8 protein-coding genes are annotated in these 11,827 nt (G+C 59.9%); 2 read left to right on the forward strand and 6 right to left on the reverse strand.

From position 1 onward, the window contains the following. Positions 1 to 5: 5 nt before the first annotated feature. Complete coding sequence (locus tag AC1RZR_RS00400; protein ID WP_481827311.1) at positions 6 to 1,805, forward strand: hypothetical protein; 1,800 nt, start codon at positions 6 to 8, stop codon at positions 1,803 to 1,805. 51 nt (positions 1,806 to 1,856) lie between these two features. Here AC1RZR_RS00400 and AC1RZR_RS00405 read toward each other — a convergent pair whose 3' ends face one another. The 3 genes from AC1RZR_RS00405 to AC1RZR_RS00415 form a co-directional block, all read right to left on the reverse strand. After that, positions 1,857 to 2,831: a SphA family protein gene (locus tag AC1RZR_RS00405; protein ID WP_477270619.1), complete on the reverse strand. Its 975-nt coding sequence runs from the start codon at positions 2,829 to 2,831 to the stop codon at positions 1,857 to 1,859. A 49-nt stretch (positions 2,832 to 2,880) separates the two neighbouring features. Continuing rightward, on the reverse strand, positions 2,881 to 3,936 hold the full coding sequence (locus AC1RZR_RS00410) for a formylglycine-generating enzyme family protein (RefSeq protein ID WP_488657411.1): 1,056 nt from the start codon (positions 3,934 to 3,936) through the stop codon (positions 2,881 to 2,883). 92 nt (positions 3,937 to 4,028) lie between these two features. Beyond that, positions 4,029 to 6,530 (reverse strand): arylsulfatase, encoded by a 2,502-nt coding sequence (locus tag AC1RZR_RS00415; RefSeq protein ID WP_481827312.1) that lies wholly within the window; start codon positions 6,528 to 6,530, stop codon positions 4,029 to 4,031. Positions 6,531 to 7,241: 711 nt separating this feature from the next. Between AC1RZR_RS00415 and AC1RZR_RS00420 the strand changes: the two genes are divergently transcribed. After that, positions 7,242 to 9,083, forward strand: coding sequence for a mechanosensitive ion channel family protein (locus AC1RZR_RS00420; RefSeq protein ID WP_481827313.1), 1,842 nt, complete (start codon positions 7,242 to 7,244; stop codon positions 9,081 to 9,083). 388 nt (positions 9,084 to 9,471) lie between these two features. Here the strand turns inward: AC1RZR_RS00420 and AC1RZR_RS00425 are convergent, their stop codons facing one another. The 3 genes from AC1RZR_RS00425 to AC1RZR_RS00435 all read right to left on the reverse strand — a co-directional run bounded on the left by AC1RZR_RS00425 (position 9,472) and on the right by AC1RZR_RS00435 (position 11,760). After that, positions 9,472 to 10,758, reverse strand: a complete 1,287-nt coding sequence (locus tag AC1RZR_RS00425; protein ID WP_481827314.1) for a mechanosensitive ion channel family protein — start codon at positions 10,756 to 10,758, stop codon at positions 9,472 to 9,474. A 132-nt stretch (positions 10,759 to 10,890) separates the two neighbouring features. Then, positions 10,891 to 11,196: a hypothetical protein gene (locus AC1RZR_RS00430; protein WP_481827315.1), complete on the reverse strand. Its 306-nt coding sequence runs from the start codon at positions 11,194 to 11,196 to the stop codon at positions 10,891 to 10,893. A gap of 288 nt (positions 11,197 to 11,484) precedes the next feature. Then, positions 11,485 to 11,760 (reverse strand): hypothetical protein, encoded by a 276-nt coding sequence (locus tag AC1RZR_RS00435; protein WP_481827316.1) that lies wholly within the window; start codon positions 11,758 to 11,760, stop codon positions 11,485 to 11,487. Between the last annotated feature and the right edge of the window lie 67 nt (positions 11,761 to 11,827).

Genomic DNA, 11,827 nt, shown 5'->3' on the forward strand with positions numbered 1-11,827 from the left:
CAGTCGTGGAATGTAAGCTACGTGAAGGAATGAGTTGTCCCCTAGAAAAAGCCGGTAAAAAAGGCGTCTGGGCAAGCGAGGATGGGTTGATACAGCCGGGGACAACCATAGCGAGAGAAGAAGATCTCTTTGATGGAGATTGCCGCGCGCAGCTTGCTCTTATTCTTAACAGTCAGGATTTCGATGCCACTGACCGCGAACATCGTTTTTTTCGCTATGTCGTGGAAGAGGCGCTGGCTGGCCGTGGCGATCGCATCAAGGCCTACTCGATTGCGGTCGAAGTGTTTGGTCGCGGGGAGTCCTTCGATCCCCAGTCAGATCCGATCGTACGCATCGAGGCTGGTCACCTTCGACGGGCGCTTGAGCGCTATTACCTGACCTCCGGGCAGGCGGACCCAATTCTCATCACCATTCCGAAGGGCGGGTATGTCCCCGACTTCTCGCGTCGTGAGCAAACTCCCGTCGCGCAGCCTACCGCCGCGGTCATGTCGCTGCCGGTCGCCGAACTCCCACCGCAGCGGATGTCGTCGCGATTGCTGGTTCCGGCCGCGCTCGTTGTCTTGCTGGCAGTTGGAATTGCAGCATCGGCCTGGTGGTGGACGTCCGCCAAAACCGGTGTCCCCGAAAGACCGCGCGTGCTTGTGGAAGCCTTTGAAGATCAGAGCGACTCCCAGGATGCGGGGCGCATAGCAAGCGGGCTGAAGCAGGAGATCGTCGAAAAGCTTTCCAAGTTCAAGGACATCGTGGTTATGGAGTCCGCGGGAAAGCCTGACGACCCTACAATATCGCCACCACGCTTCGTCGTTGCGGGAAGCGTCACACTGTCGACCGATGCCTTTCACCTGCAGGTGCGAATGATCAAGCGGGCCGACAACTCGATTCTTTGGGCCAACCGGTACGATGGCCCGCTGAATGTCGCGGCATTCATCGATGCCCAAACCGAGATAGCGAATAGCGTTTCAAAGACCTTGGCGCAAACTGATGGTGTAATCTTCCAGGCGGACAGCAATCTTTTTGTGAGCAGGCCTCCCGACGATTGGGCCGCATACAGTTGCACGCTCGCTTTCTACGAATATCGCTCGGACCTTGATCCGGAACGCCGTTCGTCTGTCCGCACGTGCCTAGAGCAAGCCGTGGGTCGCTTCCCAAGCTATTCGAGTGCCTGGGGTCTTTTGTCGTTGACCTACATCGATGACTATCGATTCGGGCTTTCGGCTGATCCGGCCTTGTCAGTAGCGAGGCTGCAGAGCGCCTTGGCCGCTGCGGGGCGAGCTGTGGAACTTGATCCTGTCAATATGCGAGGCCGCCAGGCAAAAATGGTTGCCCTCTACTTCGACAGACAGATCGAAGCATCTTTGAGACTTGGGAAGGAAAGCCTGACAGTCAATCCGAACGACACCGAGTTTCTGGGCGAGTATGGCGAGCGCCTGGCAGCGTCCGGAAACTGGAAGGAAGGGTGTTCGATGATCGCGGAGTCCCGTCTGCAGAATCCTGGAGCCTCTGCCTACTATGAGGCGGACCTGGCCATTTGCTCCTATTTCGGCGGCGACTATTCGAAGGCAGCCATGTGGCTTGAGAGAACCCCTGCGCTCCAGAACCCGATCTACCATTTGTATGGCGCAGCTATCTTCGGTGAGGCGGGAGACACCGTCAAAGCTAACCAGGAACGCATTTGGCTCGAACAACATCAGCCTGTTCTGGTGAAGAACATACGCCAGCAAATTTCGATGCGTTTGGGCCGCGCGGAAGATCGCGAATTCGTTATCGGCTCGCTTCGCAAAGCGGGGCTGAAAATCGCCGACTGACCGCTGTGGGATTACCGTCCCGATGCGTACGCTAGTCGGCGATAAGCGGCACTACTCTGTTGTCTTCGGCGCGGCGGGTGAGAAGGCAAAGCCAACCCAAAGGTTCCAGCCTGAAGCTCGGTTTTCGCGGGCGAATTCCCAGTAAGCCTTGGCGTTGAAAACGCCCTGAACCTTATCGCTCACGGGGAACAAGTAGCCGATTTGCGGGCCGATGCCAGCGACACGCGATTTGAAGTCCCCAAGCACCGCTCCACTCCCACTGTCTCCAGTGAGCTGCTGGTAATAATAGCCGCCTGCTCCAACGAAGAACTGCTTGTTCAGGAACTGCGCGGCGGCCCAATCGATGTGCATATCCACACCGTTCTGGTAGTCCGTGTCGGGATTTTTGAAGTTGTAGGTAAACCCGACAACGGCGGATGCTTCCCTGCCGTTTGTCGGATTGAAATAGGTGTAACCGCCGCCAGCATCGATGGCGGCATGGCCGAGGCCGAGATTGGCCAAGCGGTCTGCGTCATAGGCGCCGACCGGGATGTCCCCGGCAAGATAGGTCATGTAGTTGTTGACGCCAGCGTTCCACTTGAGCGTCGCCGTTGGATAGAGATCACCGAAACCCGTGACCGTGTCGGTCCTGCTGCCGGAGATGGGGACGCCTCCCGGCCCCGACAGCACGGAATCTACGCCGACCACGCTACGGCCTCCCGCCGTCAAAGCACTCAGCGTCAGCTGCGCGCCTCCCAGGACCGGCGTCTCGAACGTATAGCTTGGCCCGAAGATAACGAGGTTCGCCCGCCCGTCCAGACCGACGTCGACCTGCCCGCCACGCGGGAACTCCTGCCCTCCGCCTGCCCCGACCGATCCGTGATAGTAAATCGTTGCCCAAGACCAACCGGGGGTCCCGGGGGTCGCGGCGAAGCTGCCATATTGGCCTGGGAGCCAAAAGCTGACGCCATTCTCATCGGCATGACCAATTGCCGGTAGAAGAACAGAGCCTGCCAGCGCGGCAAACAAAACGCGATGATAAATCATTGGTACCCCTCGACTTTCATTTTTTCGCCATCCCCAGACGCCATTGAGTTTAGTCGTCGCCGGTCTTGGGCCGGAGTTTGTCCCCGTAGGTCTCAACATTTCCGCTCTCCCCATCGTGGCCAAAAGCGCGGCTTCGTGCGATGAGCCGAAATCCAAGATGTGAGATCGAGGTATCTATGGGCTGTGCCATACGGGCGGCGGGCCGATAGCGTCTGCAATAGTTCGGCGCACACAGATGCGAACCACCCTTGGTGACCTTGCGCGGTATCTGCACCTCGAGCTCGCGCGGATCGTAGCTTTGTTCCCGGTCCCCACCGCGCGGATTGGTCCCCGTACAGCATGGGCTGTCGATCGCGCTGTGGTCCCGATACCAGTCCGACGTCCACTGCCAGACATTGCCGGCCATGTCGTAGAGGCCGTAGCCGTTGGGCGGAAACGAACCCACTGGCGCGGTATACTCGAACCCGTCATCCATAGTGTTGCGGTAGGGGAAATCGCCCTGCCAGATATTCGCCATGTGCCGTCCGTCTGGGGTCAGTTCTTCACCCCAGACATATTCGGCGCCTTCCAGCCCGCCTCGCGCCGCGAACTCCCATTCTGCCTCGGTCGGCAATTCCTTGCCGACCCAGGCTGCGTAAGCCTCGGCATCCTCATAGGCGATGTGGACGACGGGGTGGTCCTTCAGCTTCTTGATTGTGCTCGCCGGTCCGCGTGGATGGCGCCAGTTTGCTCCGCCGACATACATCCACCAATTGTAGTGGTTGCGCATATCCACCGGCCCTATGGGCCTCTTGAAGATGGTGGAGGACGGCAACAGCCTGTCCGGCAACGCGCCGGGATAGTCCGCTGGGTTTACCGGCCTCTCGGCCAGCGTGACATATCCGGTTTCCGCGACGAAGCGTTCGAAATCGGCATTGGTGACGGTACAGCAATCCATCCAAAAGCCATCGACACGCACGCGGTGTGGCGGAGCTTCTTCGGCATAGCCTTTATCCGAGCCCATCAGAAACGCGCCACCTGGAATCCAGATCATCTTCGCGGAGGACGGTCTGGCCTGAGGCGCCCCAATATCGGGGTAACTCACAACAGGGTTGGTGCTGGTCATTTGATCCGAGTATTCTTTCCCATCTACGGTTTGTCCTCGCTGGCGCCAGCTTCGCGAGGACAGGCCTTCTTCACCGGCAAACGCAAGGATCGTCAATCCGGGTTTGGCGCGCCAGCGTCCTGCTTGCTGCCGCCCCCAGGGTTCACGTCGATTGTCACTTTTTTGATTGTTCCGGTAAAGCCGTTGTCGCCCTGGGCGTAGTCAGGCGTCACAGGGCTGTAGAGGTCCACGCCGACATCTGCGGTCTCAACGCCGTAGATGAACGGAATGGTGCGCTCGATCTTGCCCGAGGCGACCTTCTTCCCGCCGATCGAGAGCGTCCCTGTGCCCCCTGCCCCGAACTTGCCACCGTCATAGGCAAACTCGTAGACGAGTGTGACAGGGCCAGCAGGCAGCGGCTCGTCGGAAGCGATGGTCGTCACGACGCCGAGGAAGTTGTAGGCGAATTTGGGCTTGCCATCCTTCACGTAAAGGCTCCAGCCTGAGTGCGAACCGCCCTGTGCCAGGATCACTCCCGAAGCGCCGTTCTCCGGGACTTCCAGTTCGGCAGTCACCGAGGAACTCCGGTTCTTCACGTCGATGAAGGCATTCTCCTTCATGCCAACCATGCCCGGATAGACCGCCAGTGACGTACGGCCTCCCATATAGTCGGGACGCCCCGCCAGCCCGGCATTGAATCGCTCCTGGGCTCGATCGTCGAGCGGCAGCACGCTGTACTTCACCGCCTCAACCAGGAACGCATCCTGCAACTCTCTGAGCTTGTCCGGGAACTTTTCTGACACATCGATGGCGCAACTGAAGTCTTCGGCCGTGTTGAACAGTTCCCATTTGTCCTCGGCATAGGTGCTGCGGGGCTTTGGCTCCCACGACACCTTGTGCAGCGTCGCAGCGTACCATCCATCCTTGTAGATGCCGCGGTTTCCGTAGACCTCGTAGTACTGCACTGTATGAGCCGACTTGGCCTGTGCGTCGGTGAACGAAGCGAGCATACTGACGCCTTCCATGGGCTTTTGCGGCGCGCCGTTGACTGTCTTGGGATGCGGCAAGCCCGCCGCCTCCAGAATGGTCGGCACGACGTCGATCAGGTGGTGGTACTGGTTGCGTATTTCACCTTTTGCTGCGATTCCTTTCGGCCAGCTGATTATTGCAGCGTTGGTGATGCCGCCGTACTGGGTGTGGAGTTGCGAATAGGCAAACGGCGTGTTGTCGGCAAACGACCAGCCGGCCGGCGGCGTCATGGCGGAGTGAGGCCCCCCTACGTCATCGAGGTGATCAAGCTGGAATTGAAGTGTCTCCGGCGATTGGTTGAAGGTGCTCATCGTATTGTGAACGCCAATGCGTCCGCCGTTGGGGCTAGCCCCGTTGTCACCCGTAACATAGACAATCAGCGTGTTGTCCAGCGCCCCCATCTCATCGACAGCCTGGATCACCCTGCCGATCTCGTAGTCCGTCAGTTCGGCGAATGCCGCAAAGAGTTCCTGATAGCGGACACAGATCTTCTTCTCATCAGGGCTCAAACTGTCCCAGTCGTCGGCAATAGGAGCTTTTGGCGTGAGCTGGGTGTTCTCCGGGACGATGCCAAGCTTTTTCTGGCGCGCCAGAATCTCCTCTCGGTATTTGTCCCAACCTTGATTGAACTTGCCCTTGTATTTGTCCTTCCACGAGTCTGGCATTTGCACTGGATCATGCATGCCTTGTGCCGGGTAGTAGACAAAGAAGGGTTTGTCGGGGTTAAGGGTTTTCTGTGCCTTAATCCATTCGATAGCACGGTCCGCGATGTCAGTCTGGTAGTAGTAGTTTGGGTCCTTCGATGTGGGAACCAGCGTCGTGTTGTCGTGAGCTACCGGAAAGAATTGATCCGATTCTCCAATTACGTTGCCGTAAAATCTTTCGAATCCGAGGCCGGTGGGCCACTGGTCGAATGGCCCCGTGAGACCGCTTTCCCAAGCCACGTATTCGTGGCATTTGCCGAACATCGCCGTGCTGTAGCCGTTGTGCTTCAGGATCTTGGCGAGTGGTGCAACGCTGTTGGGAAGCATGGAGGTCTGACCGGGGAAGCCAGTGGACATCTCCGAGATCGTGCCCATGTTGGCGCTGTGGCAATTTCGGCCCGTTAGCAGCGCCACCCGGCTCGCCGAGCAGATCGGATTCACATGGAAGTTGTTGTAGATCAGGCCATCCTTGGCGAGGCGATCCAGGGTCGGGAGGTTTATGACGCCGCCCATTGTTGTGGAACCGGCGTAGCCGAAATTGTCGAGCAGGATCACGATGACGTTGGGGGCGCCAGTTGGCGCCGTGACCTGAAAGATCGGCGGCGCTTTCACATTGCGGGCATCGAGTTCGGTGATCGGCGGATAGGTCGGTTCCGCGATTGGCAGAGCGGTCCGGTCGACTGTTGTATCGACGGCCGGACCCGGCGTCGCCTTCGTCTCCTCTGCCGATACCCGAGTCGTCGACACGGCGACGGCGCCACCTGACATGGCCGCGGCGGTAAGCAGAGAGGCACCGCTGAGCAGTAGATCGCGACGCCGTATGCCTTCCCCGCGCTTTGGGGAATTGTCCTGCGGTTCTTTGTCAGATTTGTCGTTGCTCATGGTGTCCTCCCTTGTCATGCAGCTGAAGCTGCAACGAGTATCCTTGCCGCATTGCAAGCAGGTTGCAGGGGTGGCGGCCAGCGCAAGCATCCGATCTCGAAATGCCGTATGCTGCTGGCTCACGAAAGTGCTGACCCGCGAGGACCTGTCCGCTTTGACTTCCAATTTGGGAAACGTTCCCAGCCCATCCTTTGCACGTGGACTGGCAAGCAGGGACGTAACTAACTGTAATCTCGGGTGTGGATGGCAGGTAGGAAGACCGAATTCATGGCCGAATCGCAAGCAACCCACCAGCGACCGCCGAAGCGCCAACCAGATTTGCCTGGGACAGGCACCGCTTACAACACTTGCCGATCATCGGTCAGACTGACCGCCTTGGCATTTGTGAATTCTCCAACGACTTTCTTGCAATCGCCGATCGTCTGGAGGTCGGGGCCGATCGCCTAAGCTGCCAATTTGGTGAGGAACGTTGGCCGCCAAGTTTCGATGCGCCTGGCTCGCCCGCAAGACGTCGAAGTCTTTCCTCCGGCCGCTCAGAAAAGCAGGGCTGGAAATCGGGATTGCATTAGGCCGGGTAGCATACAGTTAGTTACCTTCCCTAAGGAACAGAAAGGCCCCAGTTTGAGCGGCGTCGAAGTTCTGCCGTTGGCGGATTCAGGATGGGTCGCACTAACGGACTGCCAGCTGTGCCGTGCATGAAGGGGGAAAATCGTGGACGCGACAGCGGAAACGGACGCTACTTCGTGGATTTGGGGGTTCGAACAACTCGCGGAGCGTTTCGTCTCAGGACTGTTCGCGCGGTTTGCCGCTTTGACCAACGTCCCCGTCGAGTTTGAAAACCTGAAGGCCTCACTTGCGACTGGGGGAACATCTCTCTTTGTGCTCCTGTTCCAGATTGTGTTGGTTGTTGCGCTCGTCGCGGGCGTGTTCATCTTGCTTGCCCGACGATTCAAGAAGGCGAGTGCCACAAGTAGCGCATGGCGCAGATTCTTCGCCGGCGTGGCGGCTATTGTGGTGGCGCTGGTAATCGGTTTCGTTGCTGCGAGGTTGCTGGCAGGCACTGCTGTGCCTTTGCAAACCCTTCGCCTTTGGACGGTGGTGACCGTGCTCGGCTTCATCATCCTCGCCGCCGTCAGATCACTCCTGATGGCATCTCGGCGAGCCGAGTTCGCAGAGCGTTCCGTCCATCTGGTGGCTCTCGTCCATGACCTCTCGCTAGCCATTGGCTTGGCGATCATCGGCGCTGCGCTGTTCGCGACGTTGCGGCTCTGGAGCGTCGGGCCAGCATTGGAGGACCTGCTGCGGACAGGCTTGGGAATTCCGATCTACCTTCTGTTCGGATGGGCGGTATGGCGGCACAAAAGCACAATGGCAGCCGCCGTCGCCGGCCCGCGCCCCAGAAGTTGCTGGCGCACCGGTCTCGCCAAGATGTGGCCGGCAATCGTGATCGCGTTCCTGATAATCACCTTTCTCACCACTCAGGCCGCGCTCACCCTGGGAGCATCGCTTCGTGGATCGGTCGTTCTGCTGACCGCGTTGATGTTTCTCGCCGCGCCGCATCTAGACGCAATGATCGGCAACTGGGCGCAGCGCGGATTGGAGTCCCCAGACATCTCGATATTGGCTGCGGCCGGGCGACAGACCGCCCGCTTCACCGTCGTGGCTGTCATGATTGCCATGCTTGGAACGTTATGGGCGACACCGCTGGCTGCCGGATTCGGCATAGATCTGCGAGAGGTCGCCAGAGGCGCATCCGGTGTGGCGTTGATCATGTTGGGGGCGGCGTTTATGTGGAACGTGGTCGGTACGGCGACGGCTCGTGCCTTGCGCGCGCAGTTTCCCGCCGTGGGTGGTGACGAGGAGGAGCTGGGTGCGCCGCGTTCACGGCTGGGCACGCTGGTGCCGCTCCTCAGCGCGGTCGGCAAATCGAGTATCGTGTCCTTGGCGCTGCTTTCGGTCCTGGTGTCGATCGGAGTCAATGTCTGGCCGCTGATCGCCGGCTTGAGTGTGTTCGGACTGGCCATCGGTTTCGGCTCGCAGACGCTGGTGAAGGACCTGGTCTCAGGGCTGTTCTTCCTGATCGACGATGCGTTCCGCTTCGGCGAATACATCGAAACGTCAGGCGCCAAGGGGACCGTAGAAAAAATCTCGGTCCGGTCGGTTTCCCTGCGCCATCAGCGCGGTGCCTTGGCGACAATTCCCTATGGCGAGATTGGCAAGATCCAGAATTTCAGCCGCGATTGGATGATCGAGAAACTGACCTTTCGCGTTGCGTTCAACACCGATGTCGAAAAGGTCCGCAAGATTTTCAAGAAGATCGGCCAGGATATTTCGGCCAACCCGGAACTTGCTGGAGACCTGATCGATCCGTTCAAGAGCCAGGGAATTGCCGAGGTTGAGGACGGCACGCTGGTCATCCGGGCCAAATTCAAGGCGAAAGCCGGCAAGCACTTCATGATCCGCCGCGCCGTAATGCTCGCCGTGCACCAGGCATTTCAGGAAAACGGCATTCGGGCCGTCCCAAAGCCACTGACATCTAATCTCGGAGCCTGAGCATTCCGGATTGTCATGGCGACGACGGCGCTGATGTCTTGCTCCAGGCAGTCCGCGGTGACGACTGGCCGTACGATCTGGAGACGTCGCGATGGGGTTCGGCTCGCAGACCAGCACATCCTCAGGGTGTGTTATATGACGATGTGTTCCGCGTCCTACGCTATTGGGTTCCGATGGCACCGTGCCATGTCGGAGCCCGGCCGCAACGTCTGCTGTTGGTGAACAGCAGCGTTAACCTAAATGGCCGATATGAGACGCGAAGCAGTCATTGGGTCGCCGCCCAGCCACCCGCCACTCCCTCGATGCCACCGGCGGCAGGCCGGCGCCGATGATTTTGACGTCCTTGTCCTTCACCCCGCCCTTGCCGGCCAGCAGCGCGCCCGCACCCTCAGCGCCCGTCCGCCGGCTTCATGATGATCTCGCGGTGCGGATAGGGGATGCTTATGCCGTTTGCCTTGAAAGTGTCCCACAGCGCCAGCAGTACCTTGCCGCGCACGTTGGTCAGGCCTTGCTGGGGGTCGCGGATCCAGAAGCGCAAGACGAAATTCAGCGAGGAATCGCCGAAGTCGGTCAGCCAGCAGACCGGCCGCCGGTCGGCCTCGACCCGGCCGACGCTGATCGCGGCTTCTATCGCCAGTTCGCTGACCTTGTGCGGATCGGCGTCATAGGAGACGCCGAAGTTCACATCGAGCCGCACGAGGTTGTCGCTGAACGACCAGTTGATGACCCTCTGGGTGATGAAGTCCTCGTTGGGGATCAGGAATTCGCGGCCGTCGCGTGTCACCACCGAGACGAATCGTGCCCGCAATTCGCGGATCCAGCCGAAGGTGCCTTCGAGCGAAATGGTGTCGCCAGGCTTGATCGACTTGTCGAGCAGGATGATGACGCCGGAGACGAAATTCGAGACGACCTTCTGCAGCCCGAAAGCGAGACCGACGCCGACGGCGCCGGAAAACACCGTCAGCGCCGTCAGGTCGAGGCCGACGGCGGAGAGTGCGACGGCACCCGCCACCAGCACGAGGCCGATCTTTGCGACCTTGCCGACGAGGACGCGGATCGACGGCGTCAGTTCCTCAGAGAGGCGGACGCGCTCGTCGATGTAATTGCCGGTGATCACCGCAAGCCAGAGGGTGGCGACCAGGAGCAGCGCCGCCTTCAGCACCATGAGCGCCGAAACGCGAACCGCGCCCAGAGGGATTGCGAGGCTGTCGAGGAAGGCGGCCGCCTCGTCACCTACGCCGAGGATGACAAGGGCCGCGGAGATCCAGGCCAACCAGCCGAGCGTGCGCGCGACGACGCGGTTGCGGATGATGCGAGACAGCACGGCCGCGAACAGCCACGCCAGCGAGAGCAACAGCGCGACGAGCAGGAGATAGGTGCGGCTCGGCCAGGTGATGGCGCGGAAAATGTTGAGCGCGGCAAACAGCAGAACTGTGAAAAGGATCCAGTCGGTGCGCCGCAGTAGCGCGATGACGACCCTCAGCAGTCCGGGATGGCCCTTGATCTGGCGTGCCTGGTTTTCGACCAGCGGCTCGACCCGCAGCGCCGCGAGCTTCGCCACCAAGAAGAGCGAGACGACTATGGCGGCCTGATAGACAAACCACGGCGTGGCGGCATAGTCGAACCATCCACCGGCCCAGGCCAGCGATCTATCGATGGCGTCGTGAAAATCCATTGCCACACGACCACTTGGCTACGAATTGCACGTCCACAATGTCGTCGGCCCTGTGATTGGTCAAGTCGATCTTAGGGGTCAGTAGCCGTCGCTCTCGATGCCGGCTCTGCCCCCAACGGACATCCAGAACGACTAATCATCACTCCGCATGCATGCGGGACCCGGCTTGGGTTTCAGCACTGTGGCGAGAACAATCCCCGCTACGATAAAGGCAGCGCCAACCAGGTCGTAGTCATACAGGCTCTCTGCGAGCAACAGATAGGCCAGCACGGCGACGAATAGTGTTTGCAGATCGAGCAGCTCGCGTTGGTCGCGCCAAGTGTTTCCACGCTTCGCCCATGTGAACCGCACATCGATAGACGCCGATTTGGTGGCAGCGGCGGTGTTGGGCCTTTTCCAGCAAATGCCTATCAGCGATGCGGAACTGCTGAAAGCCATGCGCTCACGTAGCGCGGACTTCGTCAGATCAACTGAATGACAATATCAAATTCCGGTCTTTGCGGCGCTACCGGATGGCTAGCTGGCTGGCTTGTCTACGAGTTTGTAACTGGACCCGAGCGCATCGCTCGCATTGGTCGACGTTGCCAGGATCCTGCAGCCAGCCGGCAGCTGCGTCCTGAGAGCCGCACAGCGAAACGGCCAGGCCAACGCCGGGGCGCCGGAAGTAGTGCGCCTTGGTGGCAGTCGGGCCCTTGATCGCCCAACCCTCTCGAAAACTGGCCATTGCTATTTGTGCTCCACCGGGATCATCCGGCCTTTGCGGAAAAGGCGTTCGGCCGCGTCGCGGGCGCTGGTGATGGTTTCGCCATCGCGCCGCATATGGCCATTGAAGTAGCGCAGCAGATGCTCGGTGACAGCCTTCCATGCCTCTGCCTCGGTCGGGAACAGCATGGGCGTGCCTTTCGGACCCATCACGGGCTCGGGCCTGCCGTCCTCTGCGAAGCGCAGCATGGCGTGATAGCCGCCGACGACCGGCGTAGTGAAGCCTGCGAAGTGGTTCAAAGCATTCTCTCCTGGCGGCGAACGGAACTCATGGCGCCGCCACCGGCTGATAGTCCTTCCAGTCGAC

The sequence above is a fragment of the Mesorhizobium bavaricum genome (assembly GCF_056781655.1).

Bases quoted from the DNA above. Each gene is read 5' to 3' on its own strand.
- AC1RZR_RS00415 (WP_481827312.1), bottom strand. From the start codon at position 6,530: ATGAGCAACGACAAATCTGACAAAGAACCGCAGGACAATTCCCCAAAG.
- AC1RZR_RS00425 (WP_481827314.1), bottom strand. From the start codon at position 10,758: ATGGATTTTCACGACGCCATCGATAGATCGCTGGCCTGGGCCGGTGGA.
- AC1RZR_RS00430 (WP_481827315.1), bottom strand. From the start codon at position 11,196: ATGGCTTTCAGCAGTTCCGCATCGCTGATAGGCATTTGCTGGAAAAGG.
- AC1RZR_RS00410 (WP_488657411.1), bottom strand. From the start codon at position 3,936: ATGACCAGCACCAACCCTGTTGTGAGTTACCCCGATATTGGGGCGCCT.
- AC1RZR_RS00405 (WP_477270619.1), bottom strand. From the start codon at position 2,831: ATGATTTATCATCGCGTTTTGTTTGCCGCGCTGGCAGGCTCTGTTCTT.